Annotated in this window: 20 protein-coding genes; 10 read left to right on the top strand and 10 right to left on the bottom strand. The window is 67.9% G+C overall.

Translation table 11 applies throughout. The features are described 5' to 3' along the window. The first annotated feature begins 8 nt into the window (after window positions 1–8). The 8 genes from dnaE to Q0263_RS07605 are packed head-to-tail and all read left to right on the top strand — an operon-like array spanning window position 9 to window position 10,079. On the top strand, window positions 9–3,482 hold the full coding sequence (gene dnaE / locus Q0263_RS07640) for a DNA polymerase III subunit alpha (protein WP_298015673.1): 3,474 nt from the start codon (window positions 9–11) through the stop codon (window positions 3,480–3,482). Beyond that, window positions 3,479–4,258 (top strand): glycosyltransferase family 25 protein, encoded by a 780-nt coding sequence (locus Q0263_RS07635; protein WP_298014997.1) that lies wholly within the window; start codon window positions 3,479–3,481, stop codon window positions 4,256–4,258. The genes dnaE and Q0263_RS07635 overlap by 4 nt, the downstream gene beginning before the upstream one ends. Further along, a complete protein-coding gene (locus tag Q0263_RS07630) occupies window positions 4,258–5,355 on the top strand; it encodes a glycosyltransferase family 4 protein (protein WP_298015672.1) in 1,098 nt (365 codons plus the stop codon). The genes Q0263_RS07635 and Q0263_RS07630 overlap by 1 nt, the downstream gene beginning before the upstream one ends. Continuing rightward, window positions 5,352–6,197 (top strand): polysaccharide deacetylase family protein, encoded by an 846-nt coding sequence (locus Q0263_RS07625; RefSeq protein ID WP_298014995.1) that lies wholly within the window; start codon window positions 5,352–5,354, stop codon window positions 6,195–6,197. Before Q0263_RS07630 ends, Q0263_RS07625 begins: the two co-directional genes overlap by 4 nt. Window positions 6,198–6,239: 42 nt before the next feature. Next, entirely contained in the window at window positions 6,240–7,010 is a 771-nt protein-coding gene (locus Q0263_RS07620) for a glycosyltransferase family 2 protein (RefSeq protein WP_298014993.1), read from the top strand. Then, window positions 7,007–8,119: a glycosyltransferase gene (locus Q0263_RS07615; protein WP_298014991.1), complete on the top strand. Its 1,113-nt coding sequence runs from the start codon at window positions 7,007–7,009 to the stop codon at window positions 8,117–8,119. The genes Q0263_RS07620 and Q0263_RS07615 overlap by 4 nt, the downstream gene beginning before the upstream one ends. A 23-nt stretch (window positions 8,120–8,142) precedes the next feature. After that, the gene (locus tag Q0263_RS07610; protein WP_298014989.1) at window positions 8,143–8,883 is read left to right on the top strand and encodes a polysaccharide deacetylase family protein; all 741 of its coding nucleotides are present in this window, start codon (window positions 8,143–8,145) and stop codon (window positions 8,881–8,883) included. Then, a complete protein-coding gene (locus Q0263_RS07605) occupies window positions 8,880–10,079 on the top strand; it encodes a glycosyltransferase family 4 protein (protein ID WP_298014987.1) in 1,200 nt (399 codons plus the stop codon). The genes Q0263_RS07610 and Q0263_RS07605 overlap by 4 nt, the downstream gene beginning before the upstream one ends. A gap of 25 nt (window positions 10,080–10,104) precedes the next feature. Here the strand turns inward: Q0263_RS07605 and Q0263_RS07600 are convergent, their stop codons facing one another. Both Q0263_RS07600 and Q0263_RS07595 read right to left on the bottom strand, forming a co-directional pair. Continuing rightward, window positions 10,105–10,869, bottom strand: coding sequence for a YdcF family protein (locus Q0263_RS07600; protein WP_298014985.1), 765 nt, complete (start codon window positions 10,867–10,869; stop codon window positions 10,105–10,107). Further along, window positions 10,866–11,780, bottom strand: a complete 915-nt coding sequence (locus Q0263_RS07595) for a glycosyltransferase family 9 protein (RefSeq protein ID WP_298015671.1) — start codon at window positions 11,778–11,780, stop codon at window positions 10,866–10,868. Before Q0263_RS07595 ends, Q0263_RS07600 begins: the two co-directional genes overlap by 4 nt. A 188-nt stretch (window positions 11,781–11,968) precedes the next feature. Here Q0263_RS07595 and msbA point away from each other — a divergent pair, with 188 nt between their 5' ends. Continuing rightward, window positions 11,969–13,747 (top strand): lipid A export permease/ATP-binding protein MsbA, encoded by a 1,779-nt coding sequence (gene msbA / locus Q0263_RS07590; protein ID WP_298014983.1) that lies wholly within the window; start codon window positions 11,969–11,971, stop codon window positions 13,745–13,747. A gap of 53 nt (window positions 13,748–13,800) precedes the next feature. Continuing rightward, window positions 13,801–14,238: a hypothetical protein gene (locus Q0263_RS07585; protein WP_298014982.1), complete on the top strand. Its 438-nt coding sequence runs from the start codon at window positions 13,801–13,803 to the stop codon at window positions 14,236–14,238. Here Q0263_RS07585 and Q0263_RS07580 read toward each other — a convergent pair. The 8 genes from Q0263_RS07580 to rng form a co-directional block, all read right to left on the bottom strand. After that, complete coding sequence (locus Q0263_RS07580; RefSeq protein WP_298014980.1) at window positions 14,235–15,560, bottom strand: D-serine ammonia-lyase; 1,326 nt, start codon at window positions 15,558–15,560, stop codon at window positions 14,235–14,237. The genes Q0263_RS07585 and Q0263_RS07580 overlap by 4 nt on opposite strands. 23 nt (window positions 15,561–15,583) lie before the next feature. Continuing rightward, complete coding sequence (locus Q0263_RS07575; protein WP_298014978.1) at window positions 15,584–17,065, bottom strand: aldehyde dehydrogenase; 1,482 nt, start codon at window positions 17,063–17,065, stop codon at window positions 15,584–15,586. Between the two features lie 28 nt (window positions 17,066–17,093). After that, window positions 17,094–17,966 carry a dihydrodipicolinate synthase family protein gene (locus Q0263_RS07570; RefSeq protein WP_298014976.1) on the bottom strand — a complete coding sequence of 291 codons (873 nt, stop codon included), beginning with the start codon at window positions 17,964–17,966 and terminating at the stop codon, window positions 17,094–17,096. Window positions 17,967–18,116: 150 nt separating this feature from the next. Beyond that, window positions 18,117–19,094: a TRAP transporter substrate-binding protein gene (locus Q0263_RS07565; protein ID WP_298014974.1), complete on the bottom strand. Its 978-nt coding sequence runs from the start codon at window positions 19,092–19,094 to the stop codon at window positions 18,117–18,119. 43 nt (window positions 19,095–19,137) lie between these two features. Next, the gene (locus Q0263_RS07560) at window positions 19,138–20,406 is read right to left on the bottom strand and encodes a TRAP transporter large permease subunit (RefSeq protein WP_298014973.1); all 1,269 of its coding nucleotides are present in this window, start codon (window positions 20,404–20,406) and stop codon (window positions 19,138–19,140) included. Between the two features lie 54 nt (window positions 20,407–20,460). Beyond that, the gene (locus tag Q0263_RS07555) at window positions 20,461–20,967 is read right to left on the bottom strand and encodes a TRAP transporter small permease (RefSeq protein ID WP_298014971.1); all 507 of its coding nucleotides are present in this window, start codon (window positions 20,965–20,967) and stop codon (window positions 20,461–20,463) included. Window positions 20,968–21,273: 306 nt separating this feature from the next. Continuing rightward, window positions 21,274–21,957 carry a GntR family transcriptional regulator gene (locus Q0263_RS07550; protein WP_298014969.1) on the bottom strand — a complete coding sequence of 228 codons (684 nt, stop codon included), beginning with the start codon at window positions 21,955–21,957 and terminating at the stop codon, window positions 21,274–21,276. A gap of 123 nt (window positions 21,958–22,080) precedes the next feature. Further along, window positions 22,081–23,556: a ribonuclease G gene (gene rng / locus Q0263_RS07545; protein WP_298014967.1), complete on the bottom strand. Its 1,476-nt coding sequence runs from the start codon at window positions 23,554–23,556 to the stop codon at window positions 22,081–22,083. Between the last annotated feature and the right edge of the window lie 145 nt (window positions 23,557–23,701).

Genomic DNA, 23,701 nt, shown 5'->3' with positions numbered 1-23,701 from the left:
GCATGACGATGTCCACCGTATCCTCTCCGTTCGTTCACCTGCGCAGCCACTCCGAATTTTCCGTGGTGGACGGCATTGCCCGCATCCCCGACCTGGTCAAGCGCGCCAAGGCCTTCGGCCAGCCGGCCATGGCCCTGACGGACCTGGCCAACCTGTTCGCCTGGATCAAGTTCTACAAGGCGGCCCGCAAGGCCGGGATCAAGCCGATCGCGGGCTGCGACGTCTGGCTGGGCAACCCGGATGACGCGGACAAGCCGTTTCGCCTGCTGCTGCTGGCCACGGATCACACCGCTTATCTGGACCTGTGCGAACTGCTCAGCCGCGCCTGGACGGAAAACAGCCAGAGCGGACGCGCCGAGCTGCGCCGCGAATGGCTGTCCGGGAAAAGCGGCCTGATCGCGCTGTCCGGGGCTCGGGCGGGCGACGTCGGCCATGCGCTGGAGGCCGGCCGGCTCGACGAAGCCCGCCGCCTGGCTCGCCAGTGGGCGGCGGATTTTCCGGGCGGTTATTTCATCGAACTGCAGCGCGCCGGATTCGAGGGCGACGAGGCCTACGTCCAGGCGGCCCTGCGGGTGGCGGCCGATTGCGGCCTGCCGGTGGTGGCGACCCATCCCATCCAGTTCGTCGAGCCGGAAGACTTCCGCGCCCACGAGGCCCGCGTCTGCATCGCCGAAGGCGAACTGCTGGGCAATCCGCGCCGGGTCAAGCGCTTCACGCCCGAGCAGTACATGCCCGGCAGCGACGAGATGGCCCGGCGTTTCGCCGACGTGCCCTCGGCGCTGGCCAATACCGCTCAGATCGCGCGGCGCTGCAACCTGACCCTGACGCTGGGCCACCCGGAACTGCCGCTGTTCCCGACGCCCGACGGCGTGTCGCTGGACGACTACATGGTGCATCTGGCCAATGAAGGCCTGCAGCGCCGCATGCTGCAGCTGTATCCGGACGCCGACGAGCGCGCCCGCCAGATGCCCGCCTACCAGGAACGCCTGGACCTGGAATGCAAGACGATCGTCGGCATGGGGTTCCCGGGCTACTTCCTGATCGTGCAGGACTTCATCAACTGGGGCAAGAGCCACGGGGTTCCGGTCGGTCCCGGCCGGGGGTCGGGGGCCGGCTCCCTGGTCGCCTACAGCCTGGGCATCACCGATCTCGATCCCCTGCGCTACGACCTGCTGTTCGAACGCTTCCTGAATCCCGAACGCGTCTCCATGCCCGACTTCGACGTGGACTTCTGCCAGGACAACCGCGAACGCGTCATTGAATACGTCAAGGAAAAGTACGGGCGCGACGCCGTCAGCCAGATCGCGACCTTCGGCACCCTGGGCGCCAAGGCCGTGGTGCGCGACGTCGGCCGGGTGCTGGAAATGCCCTACAGCGTCTGCGACAACCTGTCGAAGATGATCCCCTTCAATCCGGCCGACCCCTGGACGCTGGACCGCACCCTGGAAAACGAGCCGGCATTCAAGGAACGCTACGACACGGACGAGGAGATCCACGCCCTGATCGACCTGGCCCGGCCCCTGGAAGGCCTGACGCGCAACATCGGGATGCACGCCGGCGGCGTGATCATCGCCCGGGGCAAGCTGACCGATTACACGCCGCTGTACTGCCAGCCGGGCAGCGAATCCAGCGTCGTGTCGCAATACGACAAGGGCGACGTGGAAGACGTCGGCCTGGTCAAATTCGACTTTCTGGGCCTGCGCAACCTGACCATCCTGGACTGGGCCGTGCGCTACGTGCGGGAATTCAATCCGGGCATGCGCGATTTCGACATCATGAGCCTGCCGCTCGACGATCCCGAAACCTATGCCCTGCTGTCGTCGGCCAACACCACGGCGGTCTTCCAGCTGGAATCGCGGGGCATGAAAGAGCTGCTGAAAAGCATGCAGCCCAATACCTTCGAAGACGTGATCGCCTTGCTGGCGCTGTTTCGGCCCGGCCCCCTGGAATCGGGCATGGTGGTCGACTTCGTCAACCGCAAGCACGGCCGCGCGGACGTCGATTACTTCCACCCCGATCTGGAACCGGTGCTGAAGAGCACCTATGGCGTCATCGTCTACCAGGAACAGGTGATGCTGATTTCCCAGATCATCGGCGGCTATTCCCTGGGGGGCGCCGACCTGCTGCGCCGCGCCATGGGGAAGAAGAAGCCCGAGGAAATGGCCAAGCACCGGGTCATCTTCCAGGAGGGCGCCGTCAAGAAAGGCTACGACGCCGACCTGGCGGCCCACCTGTTCGACCTGATGGAAAAGTTCGCAGGCTATGGCTTCAACAAGAGCCACTCGGCCGCCTACGCGCTGATTTCCTACCAGACGGCCTGGCTCAAGCGCTACCATCCGGCGGAATTCCTGGCGGCCACCATGCTCTCGGACATGGACGACACCGACAAGATCCAGGTGTTCTGGCGCGATGCCGTGGCCAATGGCGTGGCCGTCCTGCCGCCCGACGTCAATGCCTCGGGCTATCGTTTCGCGCCCGTGGCCGACGATCACACGGCCCAGGGCAAGCCGCCGCGCACCATCCGCTACGGCCTGGGCGGGGTCAAGGGCACCGGGCAGTCCGCGGTCGAGGCCATCCTGGCGGCGCGGGAAGCCGGCGGGCCGTTCGCCAGCCTGTTCGATTTCTGCGCCCGGGTGGATCGCCATACGGTGAATCGCCGCACCATCGAGGCCCTGATCCGCGCCGGCGCCTTCGATACGCTGGAGGAAAACCGGGCCGCCTTGCTGGAAACCCTGGGCAGCGCCATCGAAGCCGCCGAACAGGCGGAACGCAATGCCAATCAGTGCTCGCTCTTCGCCGATGAGTCCGACCAGTTGGTGGCGGGCGAACTGGCGCGGGTCGCGCCCTGGGATCTGCAGACCCACCTGACCGAAGAAAAGACCGCCCTGGGCTTCTATTTCAGCGGCCACCTGTTCGATGCCTGGCGCGACGAGATCCGCCGGGTGGCGCCCACGCCGCTGGCCCGCCTGGCGCCTTCGCGCGGCCCGCAGTGGCTGGCGGGGGTGCTGGCGGCCGTGCGGCCCCGCATGACGCGGCGCGGCAAGATGCTGTACGCCCTGCTGGACGACGGCACCGCGCAGATCGAGATCGCCATCTTCAACGAGATGTACGAGCAGTACCGCGACAGCCTGAAAGAAGACCGTCCCCTGGTCATCCAGGGCCGGGTCAGCCACGACGATTATTCCGGCGGCCTGCGCGTGTCGGCGGACGACCTGTACGACCTGCAGCGCATCCGGGAAACCCGCGCCCGCAGCCTGCGCCTGTCGGTGCCCGACGCCCTGGAACCCGCGCAGCTGCAGGAACTGCTGAACCCGTGGCGCTCGGAGGACGCCGGCGTGCCGGTCGAGCTGCGGCTGCGCCGCCCGGGCTTCTCCTGCCTGCTGCGCCTGGGCGACGACTGGCGCGTGCGCATGGACGATGCCCTGATCGCCGGCGCGCGGCAGTGGCTGTCCTACGATCAGGTCGAGGTCTACTACGGATGAACACGATCCCCATTCGCATCATCAGCCTGGCGTCCCGGCCCGACCGGCGGCAGCGGATCGCCGGCCAGTTCGATCGGCTGGGGATCTCCGGCTACAGCTTCCTGGACGCCGTCAACGGCAGGCAGCGGCCCGACCATCCGCTGTTCGCCCATTACGACCCCGTCGCGCGCGCCCGGGTGAGAGGGCGCGGCCGCGACCTGATGCCGTCCCAGCTGGGCTGTTTCGCCAGCCATTACCTGCTCTGGCAGGAATGCGCCGATTCCGGCCGGCCCCTGATCGTGGTCGAGGACGACGCGATCCTGAAGGGCAATTTCCCGGACATGCTCGAGCATGCGCAGGCGCTGCTCGGGGCCTGGCCCTTCATCTGGCTGCATGAATACGACCGGCCGGGCCGGGACGCCTTCACGCTGGTCGGGCGGGTGGGGCCCTTCGCCTTGACGCGCAAGCTCAAGCGGCACTCCTGCTCCGTGGCCTATCTGCTGGCGCCCGAAGGCGCGCGCGCGCTGCTGGACGGCGGCCGGACCTGGATCTACCCCGTGGACGACATGATGTTCCGCTTCTATGAGCATGGCGTGGAGAACATCGCGATCCGGCCCGCGTGCGTGGCCCAGGACCATGAATCGCCCTCGGACATCACGGGCGCGGACGCGGAATCCCCGCTGCCGCTGACGGACAAGGTGCGGCGCGAGGCCTACAAGGCGCGCGATACGGTGTGGCGGCTGCTGCACAACATCCGCTTCCGCATCCATCACCATCATCATGGGCTGTCCGCATGATGGAACCGTTGCGCATCCTGCATTCCGAGGCGGCCACCGGGTTCGGAGGCCAGGAGAACCGCATCTTCAAGGAAATGCGCGCGATGCGGGCGGCGGGGCATCACATGGAAGCCCTGTGCCAGCCGCATGCCCGCCTGACGCAGCGCCTGCGCGACGAGGGCTTCCAGGTCCACACCCTGATGATGGACGGTCCGCGCAATTACGCGCGCGGGGTCTTCCAGGTCCGGCGCATCCTGAAGAACGGCCGCTTCGACGTCCTGAACACCCATAGCCGGCGGGATACCCTGCTGGCGGGGGTGGCCGCGCGCCTGGCCGGCACGCCCCTGATCGTCCGCACCCGCCATCTGGCGGTGAAGCCGGGCTCCCTGCTGTCGTACACCCGGGTGCCGCATTGCGTCACGACGGTCAGCGATCACGTGCGAAACCTGCTGCTGGAATGCGGCGCGGCGCCGGACCGGGTCGCCACCGTCTACTCGCCCATCCCCCTGCCGCCTCCGGTGGAACATTCCAGCCTGCGAGCGGAACTTGGCATCCCCGACTCCGCGGTCGTGGTGGGATGCGTGGCCGTGATGCGGGCCAAGAAAGGCCACCGGGCCCTGATCGACGCCATGGCGGATCTGCTGCGGCGGCCGGACGTCTACCTGGTGCTGGTGGGGGACGGATCGCCGACCCTGGAAGAATTGCGGACCATGGTGCAAATGCGCGGTTTGCAGGATAAAGTGCTCTTTGCCGGACGCCGGACGGATATCCCGAACGTGCTGGCCGGTTTCGATCTGTTCGCCCTGGCCACGGAACAGGAAGCCTCCGGCACGGTATTCGTCGAAGCCGCCGCCGCGGGCCTGCCCGTGGTCGGCACGGACGTTGGAGGGGTTTCCGAAATGCTTCAGGACGGGGTGACGGGCGTGCTGGTGCCCTTGCATGACCAGACGGCGCTGGCGGACGCGATCCGGATGCTGGTCGACGATCCCGAGCGGCGCCGCGCCATGGGCCGGGCGGGGATGAAGGCCGTGCGCGAGTCGGACCGCTTCACCCTGGAAGGCCTGGTCCGGCGGACGGAACGCTGCTACCGGGGCTGGCTCCAGGAGCGGGTCCGATGAAGCGCGCCTGCACGGTTCCCGTCCTGATGTACCACCACGTCACGCCCGCGGGCGGCGACATCAACGTCACGCCGGAACACTTCCGCGACCAGATGGCCTGGCTCAAGCGCCATGGCTACCGGACGCTCACCTGCGAAGAATTCGCCGCGCACCTGGCGGGCGCGCCGGCTCCCGCGCGGTCCGTTCTCATCACGTTCGACGACGGCTATCTGGACAATTATGTCCATGCCTGGCCGGTGCTGCGGGAATTCGGCTTTCATGCCGTCATCTTCCTGGTCACGAGCTGGATCGGCGCGGGGCCGGCCCGGCCCCACGCGGGGCAGGGCGGGCAGGCTTTGCCGCCCACGCCCGATCATACGGGCTGCATGCGGCTGGCGGCGGCGGGCCAGGCCCCCGACATCGCCTTGCGCTGGTCGGAAATCGAACGCATGCGGGCCGACGGGGTCTGCGAGTTCCACAGCCATACCCACACGCATACCCGCTGGGACAAGCAGGATCCGGCCGGCAAGAACGAACGGATGCGCCAGGAACTGCGGCAGTCCCGCGCCTGCCTGGCCGAACACCTGGGGGCGGCGTCCGATCATTTGTGCTGGCCCCAGGGCTATTTCGACGCCGACTATGTCGCCATCGCCCAGGAAGCCGGGTTCCGCCACCTGTACACGACACGGGCCTTCGGCCGCAACCGGCCGGGCGCGGATCCGGCCTCGATCTTCCGTTTCGCGGTCCGCAATACGTCGGGCGCGTCCACCGGCCGCAGGATCCGCGTGGCCGCCAGTCCCTGGATCGGGCCTGCGTTCAATGCCTGGAAGCGCTGGAAGCGGGGGCAGCATTATGCCGATTAGGGCGCAGGGGCCGGCTGGCCCGCATGTCGCGCGGACCCGCTCATGAAACTGTCCGTCATCGTCATCACGAAAAACGAGGCGGCGCACATCGGCGCATGCCTGGACTCGGTCGCCTTCGCGGACGAGATCATCGTCCTGGATTCCGGAAGCGCCGACGCGACCTGCGCCATCGCGCGCCAGCGGGGCGCCCGGGTGGAGACCACCGCCGACTGGCCCGGCTTCGGGCCGCAGAAGAACCGCGCCCTGGATCTGGCGACGGGCGACTGGGTCCTGTCCATCGATGCCGACGAACGCGTCACGCCCGAGCTGGCCGAGTCGATCACGCGGGCCCTGGCCGCGCCGCAGGCCCAGGCATATCGCGTGGCCCGGCTGTCCAATTTCTGCGGCCGCTGGATACGCCACAGCGGCTGGTGGCCCGATTACGTCGTGCGCCTGTTCCGCCGCGACGCCGGCCGGTTTTCCGACGCGCCCGTCCATGAGCATGTCGTGGTGTCCGGAAGGACGGCGACCCTGTCCGGCCATTTCCTGCATTATCCCTACGCCAGCCTGGAAATCTTCATCGACAAGATCAACCGCTATTCGACCGAGGCCGCGCTCGCCGCTCATCGGAAGGGCCGCAGGACCGGAGTGCTGGGGCCGTTCGGCCATGCCGCCTGGACCTTCATCCGGCATTACGTGCTGCGGCGCGGCGTCCTGGACGGCTGGCAGGGCCTGGTGCTGGCGGGCATGGCGGCGACGGGCAGCTTTTATCGTTACGTCAAACTGTACTGGCTGGGGAAGCGACCCCCGGCGGCGAGCGCGGATGAGGCATGAAGATCCTGTATACCAACTTCCATCCCAACAACGGGGGCGGACACGCGACCTATATCTCCAATCTGGCGCGCTCCTTCCAGGGGGAACATCAGATCACGGTGGCGACGCCCGCCACCAGCCGCCTGTATGCGCAGGCTCAGCGGATCCCGGGCGTGCGGGTCTGGAATGCGTCTTTCAGCACGCGCATCAAGCCCATGCTGATCGAAGTGCTGGCGCTTCACGCCCTGCTGCGTGAAGAGCGCTTCGACCTCGTGCACGTCAATGGTTCCGCCGATCACCGCCAGTTGATGCTGGCCCGCCTGGGCCTGCGCGATCGGCCCCGCATCGTCTGGACCAAGCACAACACCATGCCGGTGGGCAGCGTGGGCAACCGGGTGCGGGCATGGGCCGGCACGGACGGCGCCATCGGCGTCTGCGACTATGTCAGCCGGCTGCTGATGGATTCCGGCTATGGCGCGCGCCTGGTCCAGACGGTCCGCCTGGGCGTCGACACGGATTGGTTTCGGCCCCAGTCCGCCGGCGCTCGCGCCCAGGCGCGGCGCGAATTGCTGGGCGAGCTGCCCGACGATGTGTGCGTCCTGGGCAGCGTGGGCGGGACGGATCGCGCCAAGGGCTGGCTGACGCTGGTCCAGGCGCTGGCGCGCGTGCCCCTCGCCCAGCGCAGGCGTTTTCGCGTGCTGGTGGCGGGGGACCCGCCGCGCGGCACCTTGCGGCAGGAAGTGGAAGCCCTGGGAATGAGCGCCTACGTCGTGTTCCCGGGCCTGGTGGACGATCCGCGCCGGGTCCTGGCCGCCAGCGACGTCGGTTTCGTGCTGTCCTTCCGGGAAGCCGGCTCTTATGCCGCCTGCGAATCGTTGTCCATGGGCCTGCCCACCCTGGTGTCGAACGCGGGCGGCCTGCCCGAACTGGTGCGTGACAGCGTGGACGGCTGGATCGTTCCGGCGGGCGATGTCGACCTCCTGCATCGCTGGCTGCTGGCGCGGCTGGCGGCGCCGGTCGACGTGGCGATGGCCGATGCAGCCAGGGACCGCGCCCTGGCCCTGTTTTCCCTGCCGGTGCTGGCCCGGCAGACGATGGATTTCTACCAGCGCGTCTGTGCGCGGGCCTGATCGAGCCTCGATATAATCGGCCCATGATTCCCATTCTCATGTACCACCAGATTGGCGAGCCCAATCCCCGGGGTACCCCCTACCGGGGGCTCACCGTGCATCCCCGGGATTTCCGGCGGCAGATGATCTGGCTGCGCCGGCTGGGCTACCGGGGCCTGTCCATGGCGCAATTGATGCCCTATCTGCGCGGCGACAAGCAGGGGCGGGTCTTCGGACTGACGTTCGACGACGGCTACCAGAACGTCCTGGACCATGCCGTGCCGATCCTGGAGGACTGCGGCTTCCAGGCCACCAATTATTTCGTCGCCCGGCAATTGGGCGGTTCCAACGTCTGGGACCGGGCCGAGGGCGTGCCCGAATCCGCCCTGATGGACGCTCGGGGGCTTCGAGACTGGGCGGCGGCGGGGCACGAGGTCGGATCCCATACCCTGAATCATCCCGTGCTGCCGCGCCTGTCCCCCGAACTGGCGCTGAACGAGATCCGCGACTCGCGCGACGCGCTCGAACAGATCGCGGGGACGCCGGTCCGGGCCTTCTGCTATCCCTACGGCAAGTTCACGCCCGCCCTGGCGGACAGCGTGCGAAACGCGGGCTACGACAGCGCCACCACGACCTCGGGCGGCCTCGCGCGCCGGACCGACGATCTCTTCGCCTTGCCGCGCGTGGCGGTCATGCGCTCCACCTTGCTGCTGCGCTTCCTGCAGAAGTGCCTGACCCCGCTGGAAGACCGCAAGCGCCAGCGGCGGGAACGGAGGACGGCATGAGCGCCGACGAACCCCGGCCGGCCGACGGGGCGCAGCCCCCGGCGGGGCTTTCCATCGCTTTCGTCGTCGACCGCTTCGGCAGCCGCTTCGGCGGCGCGGAAGCCTACGGCGTGGCGCTGATGCGGGAACTGGCCGCAGCCGGCCATCGCATCACGGTGTTCGCGCGGGAATACGATCCCGCCTGCGACCTGCAGCTGCCGTTTCATCCGATCCGCGTCGGCCGCCGCTGGCCCAGCTGGATCCGGGTCTGGCTGTTCGCCCGGCGGGCGGCGCGGCGGACCCGCCGGGGATTCGACGTCGTTCATTCCCACATGAACGGCTGGTGCGGCGACGTGGAAGTCATCCACGTCACGCCGGTCCGCTATCGCTGGCGGGTGCAGCCCATGTCCTTCATGCGGCGCGCGCTGTCGCACGTCAGCCTCCGGGTGCTGACCTACCTGGGGCTGGAGGCCCGCCGCGTCGCGCCGCGCCCCGCCCATCGGACGGTCGCCGTGTCCCAGTTGATCGCCCATCAGCTGGGACAGGCCTATGGATTCGCGGAAACGCGGATTCCGGTCATTCCCCCGGGGGTCGCGGCCGAGCCGCCCGTCACGGCGGAACAGCGGCGCCAGGGCCGTCAGGCGCTGGGCCTGCCCGATGAGGGCGTCCTGTGCCTGCTGGTGGCCCGCAACCCCTTGCGCAAGGGCCTGCCCACGGTGCTGCGGGCCTTGCGGCAATTGCCCGACGACGTCCTGCTGCTGGTGGTGGGCGCGAACGCGGCATCCCGGGATTGCGTGGCCCAGGCGCCGGAAGCCGTGCGCCGGCGGGTTCATCTGGTGCCGGAAACCTCGCAGGTGGCGCCGTATTACCAGGCGGCCGACCTTTATGTGCATCCCACGCTGAACGACAGTTTCGGCATGGCGCCTCTGGAAGCCATGTCCTTCGGTCTGCCGGTGATCCTCAGTCCGGCTCCCTGGTGCGGCTTCGCCCAGTACGTGAAGGCCGAAGAAGAAGCCCTGGTGCTCAGCCACCCGGAACAGGCCGACGAGTTGGCGCAGGCGGTCCGGCGGCTGATTTCCGATCCCGTCCTGCGAGACCGGCTGCGGGCGGGCATGCGGGGGGTTCTGGCGCGGCATGCCTGGCCGGAAGTCGCCCGGCAGTATCTGGCCTTGTACGCGGACGTCCTGCGGGAACGCCGGCCTTCGGACGGGCGCTGATCGGGCGCCGGCCGGCGGGCGCCGCCTACACCCAGCCGCGCACCCAGTACACCAGCAGGCCCAGATATTCCTTGACGATCGATCGGCTGGCGTTCAGGGTGCGCAGGTCCGGCAGCCAGAACGAGAAGTCCGGCTCGTCGGGCACGACGATCTGGGGGGGAGACGGCGCGGCGATCGGGTTCAGCCCCTGCTTCTGGAAGCTGGCCATGGCGCGCGGCATGTGCAGGGCCGACGTCACCAGCAGGAAGCGCTGGATGCCGTGCTGGCGCAGCACTTTGGCCGTATAGAGCGCATTCTGGTGCGTCGTCAGGCTGTGATTTTCCTGAATGATGGCGGATGGCGGCACCCCGTCGCGTTCCAGCGCCGTGGCCATCATGCGCGCCTCGCTGACGCCGCCGTCCAGGGCGGCGCCGGACACGACGATCAGCGGCGCCTTGCCGGCGGCGTACAGCAGGATCGCCGTGTCGGTGCGCGGCACCGTCGTCTTGGGGTCGTAGGACTCGAACCAGTTGGGCCTGCCGTTGGCGGTGCTGCCGCCCAGCACCACGATGGCCTGGGCGGCGGGCAGCATGGCCGCGGGCTGGTGGGGGTAGCGCTGTTCCAGCAGGCCGCCGGCCCACAGGGACGTCGTCGGCAGGGACCAGAACACGGCCCAGGCCAGGGCGCCCGCCGTGATGACGGCGGCGGTCTTGCGCCAGCGCACGATGAACAGGATGGCGGCCAGGACCAGCAGGGTGACGGACAGGTTCAGGGGAATGACCAGATTGGCCAGAAATTCGGACGCGCTCATGCGGCAGGAGGGATGTTCATGTATTCCAGTGCCTGAGCCAGCACTTCGGGGGCGCTGGGCCAGGCGTGCAGGCGCCCCAGGCGCAGGGCCTGGTTGGACCAGGGGCCGGTGCGGCTGGGGTCGGTGACGCCGAACAGGGTGATCTGACGGGCGTGGGCGGCCGCCGCCAGGTGCGAGACGCCCGAGTCGTTGCAGATGACCAGCCGGGCCAGCCGGGTGAGGGCGGCGAAGGCCCCCAGGCCCAGGGGCGGCAATTGCTGCGCGGTCGGAGCGGCCGCCTGCGCCGCCTGCTGTTCCGCGGCCGGCGGCGCCATGGCGACGGCGATGCCGCGCGCCTGCAGCGACTGCGTCAGGCTGTCGAATCCCGCCCAGGCCTTGACCCGGCCTTTGTGCAGGCCGGTGGCCGTCGGCGCGATCAGCACGAAACCGTCCTGCTTCAATCCCGCCTGCGCCAGGGCCTGTCCGGCCTGCAGTTCATGCGCGGCGGCGGCCTGCCAGTGCAGTTCTTCGGCGGGTTCCGCGTCGACGACCGGCAGTTGCCAGCGCGTCAGGGCGTGGCGGGTCAGGTAGTGCCAGGATTGCACGGCGTGCATCGGCCCGGCGGGCTTGCGGCAGGGCCAGCGCAGGATCAGGCTGCGGCCGTCGTCCCGGTAGCCGGCGCAGGGAATGCCGGCGAAGCGGAAGACCAGCGCGCTGGACAGGGAGTCCGGCAGCAGCAGGCCCAGCGCCCGGCCCGGGGTGGATTGTTTCAGGTGCTGGCGCACGGCGGCCCGGTCCGCCCGCCAGGAGCCGCGCATCGGCACGAAGCCCGCCAGGGGGTAGGCCGCCAGCAGATCCTGAGCCCAGGGCCGGGCGCAGGCGACGACGGGCAGGCCCGTGCCCAGCAGAGTGTCCAGGCTGGGAAGGCTCATGCAGACGTCACCCACCCAGTTGGGCAGGCGCACGTACAAGGTAGGTCGGGTGGCGGGTGTCAACGCGGGTGCTCCAGGCCCGCTGCGGAAACTGACGGCTGGCGGGCTAAAATGCGTGATTCACGACAGTATATAAGAGAGTGTGCCGGTTGAAACCCGATCCGAATCAGGCTACTGACAGCCGTCCCGTGCGGCTGGAGCTGTGGCGCCAGATTTATCTCCGCCTGGGCAAGGACTGGAAAGTCGGCCTGCTGGCGCTGCTGCTGCTCAGCGTGGCCTCGGCCACGCAGCCCTTGCTGGCCGTCATCATGAAACCCTTGCTGGACGAAGGCTTCACGGGCTCCCGGCCTTCGTACATCTGGTCCATCCCGCTGGCCGTGGTCGGACTGATGCTGCTGCGCGGCGTGACGACCTTCCTGGGCACCTACCTGATGTCCTGGGTGGCCAACAACATGCTCCTGGGCCTGCGCCGCGACATGTTCGAGCGCCTGCTGGGCCTGTCGGACGAAACGTTCCGGTCGCGCGACCGGGGGCGCCTGCTGAACCGCTTCACCATCGACGCGGGCAATGTCAGCGGCCTGTCCACCGAGGTCATCCGCGTCATCGTGCGCGAGTCCCTGACGGTGGTCGCCCTGCTGGCGGTGCTGCTGTACATGTCCTGGCAGCTGACGCTGATCGTGCTCGTCATGCTGCCGCTGTCCGTGCTGACGGGGCGCTATTTCGTGCGCCGGCTGCGCCGCATCAACCGCGACACCATCAACATGAACGCGGAACTGACCCGGGTCGTGTCCGAGGGCATCGCCGGCCAGCGCGTCGTCAAGCTGTTCGACGGCTACGCCCGGGAACGCCAGCGCTTCGACTACGTCAACGCCCGCCTGCGGCGCTTTGCGATGCGGGCGGCCAGCGCCGACTCGGCCATGTCGCCGATTTCCCAGTTCTTCGTGGCGCTGTCGGTGGCCATCGTGGTGGCGGTCGCGCTGTACCAGGCCAACCACCAGGGGCTGACGGTGGGCAGCTTCGCGGCCTTCATGGCCGCCCTGGGCCAGATCTTCGATCCCCTCAAGCGCCTCACCAACATCGCCGGCGCGGCCCAGCGCATGCTGGTGTCCGCCGAATCCGTCTTTGCCCTGATCGACGAGCCCGTCGAATCCGATGGCGGCACGCGCGACCTGAAAGAACGCCTGTCGGGCCAGGTGACGTTCGAAGACGTCACGCACCGCTTTCCGGACGTGTCGCGCAATACCCTGGATGCCGTGTCCTTTTCCGTGCAGGCGGGGCAGACCGTCGCGCTGGTGGGGCGTTCGGGCAGCGGCAAGACCACGCTGGTCAACATGCTGCCCCGCTTCATCGAGCCCGGCAGCGGCCGGATTCTGATCGACGGCGTGGACGTGCGGGAGTTCCGCCTGCGGGCCCTGCGCTCGCAATTGTCCCTGGTCAGCCAGGACGTGGTGCTGTTCGAGGGCACCATCGCCGAAAACGTGGCCTACGGGGTGTCGGGGGACATCCCCGAAGCCCGCGTGCGCGCGGCTCTGGAAGCCGCCAGCCTGTGGGATTTCGTGGCCGGCCTGCCCGAGGGCATGCATACTCAGGTGGGCAACAACGCCAACACGCTCTCGGGCGGGCAGCGCCAGCGCCTGGCCATCGCCCGGGCTCTGATCAAGGATGCGCCCATCCTGATCCTGGACGAGGCCACCTCCGCGCTGGACAACGAGGCCGAGCGCCAGGTCCAGGCCTCGCTGGAGCGCCTGATGGCCGGCCGCACGACCCTGGTGATCGCCCACCGGCTCAGCACGGTGCAGAAGGCCGACCGCATCATCGTGCTGGATCAGGGGCGCATCGCCGAATCCGGCACGCACACCGACCTGCTGGCCCAGGAGGGCCTGTATGCGTCCCTGTATAAGCTGCAGTTCCAGGACCATGACCCCGGCCCGGCGGATCAGGCCTTGCCGGACGTGGACGCGCCATGATGCCCGCGTGGCGCGCTGGACTATCATCCCGGGTTCGTGTGTTGGAGCATCCGATGAAGACGATTTACGCTTTGAGCTGTCTGGCCGTGCTGTCCGCCTGCGCCAGCCAGCCGCAGGGCCTGACCCTGAACGAACTGGAGACTTCGCGCTACCAGGTCACCGAACGCCGCCGCCTGCCCATCGATTTTCCGGGCGTGCAGCAGAACCTGTTCCGCCACGCGGCGGCCTGCGGGCAGACCTATACCTTCGAAATGGCGCCCGACGCATCTTCCTACGGCCGCGTCGTCTACCGGCCCGCGCCGGATGCCGGCTGGGACCGCAGCGTCGTGCTCAGCCTGACCCTGCTGCACAACCGCACCATCAACGTCACGGCCTACAGCTACTATGCGGGCCAGATGGATCGCGTGCACGAGATGCTGACCGCCATGATGAAGCCCGAGCTCTGCCACGCCGACAGCAGCTGGGAAAACAAGCTGGACGACGGGGGCTAGCCGCCCGCGCCGCGCGCCCGGAACAAGGCGCGGATGTCTTCGGGCACCAGCGCGCCGCCGGTGCTCCAGATCACATGGGTGGCGTCGGCGATCGCCGGGACCAGGCCGTGGCGCTGCAGGTAGCGGCGCCCGTGCGGCGACCCGAGCAGCCAAAGGGGGCCTCGCAGGCCGGCGGCCGCCGAAGGTTCGATGGAGATGCCTTCGGCCCGCTCCAGGGCCAGCGCATCGCGGTACAGGGTGTCGTCGTCCACGGTGAAGACGCCGGCCATCAGTCGCGACATGATGGGGGCCGCCAGGGGCGACGCCAGGCCGACGGCCAGGCCATCGGCCTCGGTCCGGTTGTCCAGGCCTATGTCGTGCACCGACACCGGGGCCTGCAAGCCCGCCGCCACCTGCACCAGCATGCAGGGCGAGGCGGTCGGCTCGGCGAAGAAGCAATGCACGTGCGGACCAAGCAGGCGCTTTAGACCGTAGGTGATGCCGCCGGGGGCTCCGCCCACGCCGCAAGGCAGGTGGACGAACAGAGGATGGGCGGCGTCCACCGGGCGACGGGCGGCCCGCAGCTGATCCAGCAGTTCCCGCGCCGCCGCGGCGTAGCCCAGGAACAGCGCCTCCGAGCGCTCGTCGTCGACGAAATGGATCAGGGGGTCGTCCAGGGCCGCCGCGCGGCCCGAGGCGACGGCGGCCGCGTAGTCGCCCGCGTGTTCGACGACGGTGATGCCGCGGCCGCGCAAGCGGTCTTTCTTCCAGGCCTTGGCGTCCGAGGACATGTGGACGGCCGCGTGGAATCCCAGGCCGGCGCCGATCAGGCCGATGGCAAGGCCCAGGTTGCCGGTGCTGCCGACCGACAGGGTATGCCGGCCCAGATGTTCGCGGATCGGCGGTTCGGCCAGCCGCGCGCGGTCGCCGCGCGCATCCAGCAGCCCGGCCTCCAGCGCAAGGCGCTCGGCCAAGGCCAGGGCCTCGTGGAAGCCCCCGCGCGCCTTGACCGATCCGGCCACGGGCAGGATGTCGTCCCGCTTGAGGAACCAGACGCCTTCGGAACCGGCGCCCGGCCCGCCCGCGGGCGAGAGCTTGCGCTGCAGGCCCGGAATGGGCGACAGCGGCGAGGACAGCCGCCCGCCGGACGCCTCCAGCTCAGGGAACAGGCGGGCCAGCAGGCCGGCGCAACGCTCGAAGCGGGCGTGCGCCGCCGAGGGATCGAGAAGCAGGTCCCGGCCCTCGTCCGCCGGATCGTGCGACGGGGACAGCCAGAGCAGGGGCCGTTTTTCGCGCAGGTCCCTCAGCGTTTCGGGGTCCAGGGCCTCTTGCGGATCCATCATCGTTCCCTCGTTCCGTTGCGCGCTCAGGCGTTCATGTACCAGATGACCTTGGTCTGGGTGTACTGGTCGAACGCCTCCATGCCCTTGTCGCGGCCGCCGAAGCCCGAGAGCTTGTAGCCGCCGAAGGGCGCCGTGATGTCGCCTTCGGAGAAGCCGTTGATCGATACCGTGCCGGCCTTGATGCGCCGCGACACGCGCTGCGCCCGGCCGACGTCCCGGGTGTAGAGCGAGGCGGCGAGGCCGTACTGGGTATCGTTGGCCAGCGCCACGGCCTCGTCCTCGGTCTCGAAGGACGTGACCGCGAGAACCGGGCCGAAGACTTCCTCCTGGAACAGGCGCATCGCCGGCGTCACGCCGTCGAAGATCGTCGGCTCGACGTACCAGCCGCTGCCCAGCTCGGCGTGGATGCGTCCGCCGTGCGCGAGGCGCGCGCCCGCGGCCGGCGCTTCTTCGAGGAAGGCCCGCACTTTGTGGAAGTGGGGCTCCTCGACCATGGGGCCGATGCGCGTGGCCGGGTCGGTGGGCAGGCCGACCTTCCAGTCGGCCAGGCCGTGCTTCAGGCGTTCGATGACGGCGTCCTTGATGCTCGCCTGCACGATCAGGCGCGAGCCGCAGCTGCAGTTCTCGCTCATGTTCCAGTAGGCGGCCGAGAGCATCTGGCCGACCGCCGCATCCAGGTCGGCGTCCTCGAACACGACTTGCGGACTCTTGCCGCCGCATTCCAGCACGATCTCCTTGAGGTTGCTTTCGGCGGAGTACTTCAGGAACAGGCGGCCGACTTCGGTGGATCCGGTGAAGGACACCATGTCCACGTCGGGATGGCGGCCCAGGGGCTCGCCGGTGTCCTCGCCCGTGCCGGTGACCAGGGTCAGGGCGCCGGCGGGCACGCCGGCCTGGTGGGCGAGCTGGGTCAGGCGATAGGCGCTGAGCGAGGTCAGCTCGGCTGGCTTGACGATCACCGAGTTGCCGGCCGCCAGCGCGGGCGCGACCTTCCAGGCGAACATCAGGGCCGGGAAGTTCCAGGGCAGCACCGCGCCGACCACGCCGATGGGCTCCTTGACGATCAGGCCCAGGGCGTCGCCGCCGGTGGGCGAGATGCGGCCGAAGCATTTGTCGACGGCCTCCGCGTACCAGGCGAAGGTGTCCAGCGTCGCCGGCATGTCGGTGTGCAGGCATTCCGTGATGGGCTTGCCCGCGTCCACGCAGTCCAGCGCGGCGATTTCCTCCGAATGCTCGCGGATCAGCGCCACCCAGTCGAGCAGCACCCGCTTGCGTTCGGCGGGTGCCATGCCCGACCATTCGCCCGATTCGAAGCTGGCGCGGGCGGCGGCGACGGCCGCGTCCACGTCGGCCGAGGTGCCCGCGACGAGGGCGCCGATCGTGGTGTTGTCGATGGGACTGACGACGGGCATGCGGGCGGTCGAGGCCTGGAATCCCGGGATCACCGGGCCGGCGTACAGCGCGCCGGCCCGGGCCTGGTCGTAGACTCGTTCAATGGCGGACATGAGGTCTCCTGATTCGATGCGCGCCGGGTCAGCGCAGGGGTTGCAGGGCGGCGTCCAGTTCGCTCAGATCCGCGTCGGACAGAGGCTGGACGGGTTGCCGGCAGGCGCCCACCTTGTTCACCAGGATGTTCGTGGCCGCCTTCACCGCCGGGTTGTACGGGTGGTTCCAGAAGAACAGGTTGGCGGGCAGCATGCGCTTCCAGAGTTCGGCGGCCTTGCTGGCCTGGCCGGCCTGGACCAGGTCGTACAGCTCGACGGCCTGGCGCGGCATGGCGTTGACGGCGCCCCAGAAGCAGCCCCGGGCGCCGGCCACCAGCGCATGAAAGGCGAAGGGGTCGGCGCCGTTGAAGACGGGCAGGCCGGCGGCGATCAGTTCCTGCAGGCGCACGAAATTGCCGCTGGTGTCCTTGATGTACTGGACGTTGTCGATCTGCTGCAGCCGCTTGAAGAAGTCCGGCGTGATGTCGAAGCCCGAATGCACGGGGATGTTGTAGGCCATGATCGGCGTCTTGACCGCCCGGGCGATTTTCTCGTAGTGGCTGTAGACGCCGTCGGGGGTGGGGCCCTCGAAGTAGGGCGGCAGCACCAGCAGGGCGTCGGCGCCCAGATCCTCGGCATGGCGCGAGGCCTCGATGGCGTCCTCGGTGCGGATGGCCGAGGACTGGACGATGAGCTTTGCGCGCCCGCCGATATGGCGCGCGGCGACTTCGGCGATCTTGCGCTTTTCCTCGGTGGACAGGAACGGAAATTCACCCGTGCCGCCGCACACGGCGATGATGTGGACGCCGGCCTCGACCAGAGTGTCCAGATGGGTCTTGAGGCGGTCGTAATCCACCGACGAGCCATCATCGCTCATGGGGGTGCAGGCGGCGGCGCAGATGCCTTTCAATTCTTGGGACATGACGATCTCCTGGCCCGGGGAGCGCCCGGGCCGTCAGTTGGGGTTGTGAAAGAGGTTGGAAAAGGGCCCCCACGCGGCGCGGCCTGCGGCCGCTTGCTGCCCCCCGAGGGGGGCGTTTTCGCCTTGGGGCGGCCCGGTGGCGAAAAAGGGTTATTCGATGGCGGCGCGGGCTGCCTTCACGTTGGCTTCGCCGTCGGGAATGTCGGCCAGCAGGGACGGATACAGGGTGGCGGTCTTCTCGCGGAATTCGGCGATGTCCGGCGTAACGATCTTGACGCCCATGGCCTTGATCTGCTCCAGGCTCTTGGCGTAGCCGTCGGTGTAGTACTGGATGCCGTACTTGACCGCTTCGTCGGCGGCTTCGCGCAGGATCTTCTGGTGTTCCGGCGAGAGCTTGTCCATGCGCGCCTTGCTCATCAGCAGGATGGCGGGCATGTAGTGGATCTTGACCATGTTGTAGTACTTGCTGACTTCGGCGAACTTGTCCTGGATCATGGTGTCCGGCGAGGCTTCCCCGGCGTCGATCACGCCGGTCTGCAAGGCCAGGTAGACCTCGGAATAGGCCATGGGCGTGGGTTGCGCGCCCAGCGCCTCATAGGCCTTCACGTAGCCCGGCGACTGGATCACCCGGATCTTCATGGCCTTCATGTCGTCGGGGTGCTCGACTTTGCGCACGCCGTAGATATTGCGCTCCAGCGACGAGATCCAGCCCAGGCCGACCAGGCCGTGCTTGTCGAGGTAGCCCAGCATGCGCTTGCCGAAGGGGCTCTGCATGGCGTGGTTGGCCTTCTGCAGGTCGGGGAACAGGTACGGCAGCGAGAAGACTCCGAATTCCTTGACGGTGTTCTCGACGGGCGGCTCGCCGGTCACGACCAGGGGCACCGCGCCGGTGCGCGCCGACTGGATCAGCTTGACTTCGCCGCCCAGTTGGCCGCTGGGAAAGACGTTGATCTTCAGCGTGCCCTTGGATTTCGCCGCGGCGACCTCCGCGAGCTTCTCGGCCACGACGTGATAGTGGCTGTCGGTCGCCAGCACGTGGCCCAGGTTCAGCTCCACGACGTCGGCGGCCTGGGCGGCGCCCAGGGGCAGGACGGCGGCAAGGCATGTCGAAAGAAGGATTTTTTTCATGGTGTGTCTCCGTGATGGTGGGGTGGGGGTGGGGGTGGGGCGGCTAGAGGAAGGCCATGGACAGCCAGGGGATGTAGCTGATCAGCAGCACGTCGAGGATCAGCACGGCCAGGAAGATGCCCAGGGGACGAAGCAGTTTCTCGATCGGCAGGTCGGCGATCTGGCAGGCGATGAATAGATTCACGCCGACGGGCGGGGTCACCATCCCGATGCAGATGTTGACGATCATGATCATGCCGAAGTGGATCGGGTCGATGCCGAACTGGACGGCGATCGGCGCCAGGATGGGCACCAGGATGATGATGAGGGCGAAGGCTTCCATGAACATGCCGGCCACGAACAGCAGCAGGTTGGCCAGCAGCAGGAAGCCGATGGGGCCGCCCGCGATCTCGACGATGAAGCGCCCGAAGGTCTGCGGCACCTGGTTCATGGTCAGCATGTAGGCGAACAGGGCGGCGCAGCCCACGATCAGCATGATCACGCCCGTCATGACGGCGGAATCGATGAAGGTCCGGATCAGGTCGCGCAGGGTCAGTTCGCGGTAGATCAGGCCGCCCACCAGCAGGCCGTAGAGGACGGCGACGACCGAGGCCTCGGTGGCGGTGAAGATGCCCGAATAGATGCCGCCCAGGATGATGACCGGCATCATCAGCGCGAGGATCGATTCCTTGAGCGCGATATAGATATTGCACAGCCAGGCGCGGGGGCTGACCCGGGTGACGTTGTCGAAGCCGCGCGCCGTCGCCACCAGCACGATCGTCAGCATCAGCGAGAAGCCCACCAGCAGGCCGGGCAGGATTCCGGCGATGAACATGCTGCCGATCGACACGTTGGCCACCAGGCCGTAGACGATCATGGTCAGCGAGGGCGGGATGATGGCGCCCAGTTCGCCGCCCACGGCGACGCAGGCCGCGGCGAAGTTCTTGGGGTAGCCCTTCTTTTCCATGGCGGGGATCATGCTCGATCCGATCGCGGCCGTGGTGGCCGAGGACGAGCCCGACATGGTGGCGAAGAACATGCAGGTCAGGATCGAGGAGGCGCCCAGGCCGCCGCGCAGCCAGCCCACGATCGAATTGGCCAGGTGGATCAGGCGCCGCGAGATGCCGCCCGTCTGCATCAGGTTGCCAGCCAGGATGTAGAACGGGATGGCCATCAGGGTGAAGGAGTCGAGCGACTCGAAGATGGTCTGGGGAGCGCTGAGCAGGTCCAGGCCGAACTGCAGCATGGCCAGGCCGGCGGCGATGCCCAGGCAGGCGAACACGGGGACGCCGATCGCGAGGCAAAACAGCAGGGTGCCGAACATGAGGAGCATGGTGGTTTGTCTCTGTTTTGTTATGTTTTCGGGAGTCAGGGGCGGGGGCGCGCCTCAGGCGGCCAGCGCTTCGTGCGCTTCGCCGTTCCGGAGCATCAGGACCAGGGTGTTCACCGCGGCCAGCGTGCAGCCGACGGGCATGGCCAGATAGAGCCAGAATTTGGACAGCGTCAGGGCGGGAGAGATTTCGTCGGCTCCGAACTGCGTCCATTGCCAGCCGTACCAGGCCATGGCGACGAAGATCCCGGCCAGCAGGGCCAGGGCCGCGCGCCGCAGCAGGCGCGAGGGCGCCGACGGCAGGGCTTCGATGAGCGCGGTGACCGCGATCAGCAGCCCGTGGCGCGCGGCGATGGCGCCGCCCAGGAAGATCACCCAGACCATCAGGTAGCGCGCGGCCTCTTCCGTCCAGGGCAGGCCCGCGGGCATGCCCAGCTTGGGCAGGATGAACCGCACCGCCACCTGCAGCGAGATCAGCACGACCATGCACAGCAGCCCCAGGCCGATCAGGATGCGGACGATGAAGTTGAGTCGGTCGATCAGCGACACCAGAAATTTGCTCATAGGATCCTGCCGAAAGTATCCTGTATCCAAAATGAAAGGCCATGATAAAGGCCTCGCGTCGGGGGTGTCAACGCGATTTCGATCAGGAGAAACCCTGGTTCCGAGATGGAGATTTGACGGGATCCGCGCCCGCTGGCGGGAACGGCGAGAGGACGGCCGGAGGCGCGGCTCCCCTGGGAGAAGAGGGGGGGGAGACATGCGGGCGGGGCCGGTTCCGACGCCGGGATCCGCGAACAAAGCGTGCAGCGGGGAAGACGTGCGCGCGGGGCGGTTTCGCCCCGGACGCGCGGTGGTCGAGGGGAGGGATCAGCCGCCGTGGCGGGCGGAGAGAATGCCGATCAGCTGGGCCTTGGTGCGCCGGATATGGGTGGCGAGCAATTCCAGCGCTTCGGCGGTCTTGCCCTGGGCGCACAGATCCAGCATGGCCTTGTGCTCGACGGCGCCGTCGGTCATGGCTTCGGTCATCGAGATCTGCAGGCGCAGGTAGCGGTCGACCTGCAGGCTGATGCGGTTGACCAACGACAGCGAGATCGACCGCCCGGCGGGCTCGTACATGCTCATGTGGAACTTGCCGTTGAGCGCGCCCCATCGGGCGATGTCGTGGGTGGTGTAGGCCTCGTCCAGTTCGTCGAGTATCCGTCGGGACTTGTCGAGCGACTCCGGGGTCATGTTCGGGATGGCGCGTTCAAGCAGATCCAGTTCCAGGACCTCCCGCAGGTCGAAGATTTCGTCGATCTCGGCCAGCGAGAGTTCCGATACCGTGGCGCCGCGGTTGGTCTGCATGATGACCAGGCCTTCCGAATCCAGCTGCCGCAAGGCTTCGCGCACCGGCATCCGCGACACCCCGTATTCCTGGGCGAGCTGTTCCTGGCGCAGCAGGGTGCCACCGCTGAATTCGCCGCAGAGCAGGCGCTTGCGCAGGTCGTCGACCAGCATGGAAGCCAGATTCTGGCGCTTAAGGGGTTTGCGTTGACTGAGTGCCTGTTCCACGCCAGGAATCCTTTCTGATGCGATCGAGAAAAAGATATTGTAAACCAGTCAACTGGATACAAAAACCAGAAACTGAATCAGCAGTCCGGTCGGTCTTTGAATCGGGGCATGGCGCCTCGGAGCCTACAGCAGCACCAGATCGTACTGTTCCTGCCCGTAGCCGGCTTCCACCGCCAGCGAGATCGGCTTGCCGACGAAATCGCCCAGCATCGCCAGGTGCTGGCTTTCTTCCTCCAGGAACAGATCGATCACCGCCTGGGACGCGACGATGCGGAACTCCCTGGGGTCGAACTGGCGGGCCTCGCGCAGGATCTCCCGCAGGATTTCATAGCACAGCGTGCGGGCGGTGCGCACCGATCCCCGGGACTGGCAGGTGGGGCAGGGCTCGCACAATTGGTGCGCCAGGGAATCCCGGGTGCGCTTGCGCGTCATCTCCACCAGGCCCAGTTGGCTGAAGCCGCTGACGGTGACGCGGGTGCGGTCGGACGACAGGGCCTTGTGCAGTTCCGCCAGGACCGAGGCCTGGTGTCCGGCGTCGTCCATGTCGATGAAATCCAGCACGATGATGCCGCCCAGATTGCGCAGGCGCAGCTGCCGGGCGATGGCCACGGCCGCCTCCAGATTGGTCCTGAAGATCGTATCGTCGAAATTGCGTCCGCCCACGTAGCCGCCGGTGTTCACGTCCACCGTCGTCAGGGCCTCGGTCTGGTCGATGATCAGGTAGCCGCCGGATTTCAGGTCCACGCGGCGGGACAGCGCCCGGGCGATTTCCTCGTCCACGTTGGCGGTGTCGAACAGCGGCCGGTTCCCGCTGTAATGATGGATGCGTTCGGCGACCGAGGGCGTGTAGCGCTGCGCCCAGGCGATCAGGTCCTGAGTGACGGTGCGGGAATCCACGGTGATGCTGCCTGTTTCCGGAGTCGCCATGTCGCGCAGCACGCGCTGGGCCAGCGTCAGTTCCACGTAGACGGGCGAAGGGGCGGGCACCTGGCGGATCCTTTCCTGGATGCTGGCCCACAGCATGCGCAGGTAGCTGATGTCGTCCGCCAGTTCCTCGTCGCCGGCGTCCTCGGCCTGGGTGCGCACGATGAAGCCGCCCGGCTCGTCGGCGGGCCGCAAGGCGATGATGCGCTGGCGCAGGGCTTCGCGCTCGGCTTCGCCGTCGATGCGCTGCGACACGCCGATGTGCGGCTCGTGCGGCAGATAGACCAGCATGCGTCCCGCGATGCTGATGTGCGTGGACAGGCGCGCGCCCTTGGTGCCCATCGGATCCTTGATGACCTGCACCAGCAGCGGCTGGCCTTCGAACAGCAGCTTTTCGATGGGAGTCTGGGGCGCATGGTCGCCGGCGCTGCGGGCGTGGCGGTTCTGCCGCAGGTCGGCCACGTGGATGAAGGCCGCGCGTTCCTGGCCGATGTCCACGAAGGCGCTCTGCATGCCGGGCAGCACCCGCGCCACGCGGCCCAGGTAGAGATTGCCGACATGCCCGCGCTGTATGGCGCGCTCCATATGGAGTTCCTGCACGACCCCTTGCGCCGTCACGGCCACGCGGGTTTCAAAAGGGGTGACGTTGATCAGAATGTCTTCGCTGGCAGGCATGATGGAATAATCGTTCTTGTATGAGAGATGTCCTGCCTGGGACTGTATCACCATCGATGCCGGCGCGATATTTTCGATAAATGCCGGGGCGACTTGCATGGCGTAAAAAAGCTGTGCTATAGTTCGGTCTCTTCGCCGCAGGGCA

It is taken from the genome of uncultured Castellaniella sp. (assembly GCF_937988725.1).
Taxonomy (GTDB): domain Bacteria; phylum Pseudomonadota; class Gammaproteobacteria; order Burkholderiales; family Burkholderiaceae_B; genus Castellaniella.
This window is presented reverse-complemented; position numbering and strand designations above follow the sequence as displayed.

What these genes read in the sequence shown, in the direction of transcription:
- dnaE (WP_298015673.1), top strand. Translation starts at nt 9, where the DNA reads ATGTCCACCGTATCCTCTCCGTTCGTTCACCTGCGCAGCCACTCCGAA.
- Q0263_RS07635 (WP_298014997.1), top strand. Translation starts at nt 3,479, where the DNA reads ATGAACACGATCCCCATTCGCATCATCAGCCTGGCGTCCCGGCCCGAC.
- Q0263_RS07630 (WP_298015672.1), top strand. Translation starts at nt 4,258, where the DNA reads ATGGAACCGTTGCGCATCCTGCATTCCGAGGCGGCCACCGGGTTCGGA.
- Q0263_RS07625 (WP_298014995.1), top strand. Translation starts at nt 5,352, where the DNA reads ATGAAGCGCGCCTGCACGGTTCCCGTCCTGATGTACCACCACGTCACG.
- Q0263_RS07620 (WP_298014993.1), top strand. Translation starts at nt 6,240, where the DNA reads ATGAAACTGTCCGTCATCGTCATCACGAAAAACGAGGCGGCGCACATC.
- Q0263_RS07615 (WP_298014991.1), top strand. Translation starts at nt 7,007, where the DNA reads ATGAAGATCCTGTATACCAACTTCCATCCCAACAACGGGGGCGGACAC.
- Q0263_RS07610 (WP_298014989.1), top strand. Translation starts at nt 8,143, where the DNA reads ATGATTCCCATTCTCATGTACCACCAGATTGGCGAGCCCAATCCCCGG.
- Q0263_RS07605 (WP_298014987.1), top strand. Translation starts at nt 8,880, where the DNA reads ATGAGCGCCGACGAACCCCGGCCGGCCGACGGGGCGCAGCCCCCGGCG.
- Q0263_RS07600 (WP_298014985.1), bottom strand. Translation starts at nt 10,869, where the DNA reads ATGAGCGCGTCCGAATTTCTGGCCAATCTGGTCATTCCCCTGAACCTG.
- Q0263_RS07595 (WP_298015671.1), bottom strand. Translation starts at nt 11,780, where the DNA reads ATGAGCCTTCCCAGCCTGGACACTCTGCTGGGCACGGGCCTGCCCGTC.
- Q0263_RS07585 (WP_298014982.1), top strand. Translation starts at nt 13,801, where the DNA reads ATGAAGACGATTTACGCTTTGAGCTGTCTGGCCGTGCTGTCCGCCTGC.
- Q0263_RS07580 (WP_298014980.1), bottom strand. Translation starts at nt 15,560, where the DNA reads ATGATGGATCCGCAAGAGGCCCTGGACCCCGAAACGCTGAGGGACCTG.
- Q0263_RS07575 (WP_298014978.1), bottom strand. Translation starts at nt 17,065, where the DNA reads ATGTCCGCCATTGAACGAGTCTACGACCAGGCCCGGGCCGGCGCGCTG.
- Q0263_RS07570 (WP_298014976.1), bottom strand. Translation starts at nt 17,966, where the DNA reads ATGTCCCAAGAATTGAAAGGCATCTGCGCCGCCGCCTGCACCCCCATG.
- Q0263_RS07565 (WP_298014974.1), bottom strand. Translation starts at nt 19,094, where the DNA reads ATGAAAAAAATCCTTCTTTCGACATGCCTTGCCGCCGTCCTGCCCCTG.
- Q0263_RS07560 (WP_298014973.1), bottom strand. Translation starts at nt 20,406, where the DNA reads ATGCTCCTCATGTTCGGCACCCTGCTGTTTTGCCTCGCGATCGGCGTC.
- Q0263_RS07555 (WP_298014971.1), bottom strand. Translation starts at nt 20,967, where the DNA reads ATGAGCAAATTTCTGGTGTCGCTGATCGACCGACTCAACTTCATCGTC.
- rng (WP_298014967.1), bottom strand. Translation starts at nt 23,556, where the DNA reads ATGCCTGCCAGCGAAGACATTCTGATCAACGTCACCCCTTTTGAAACC.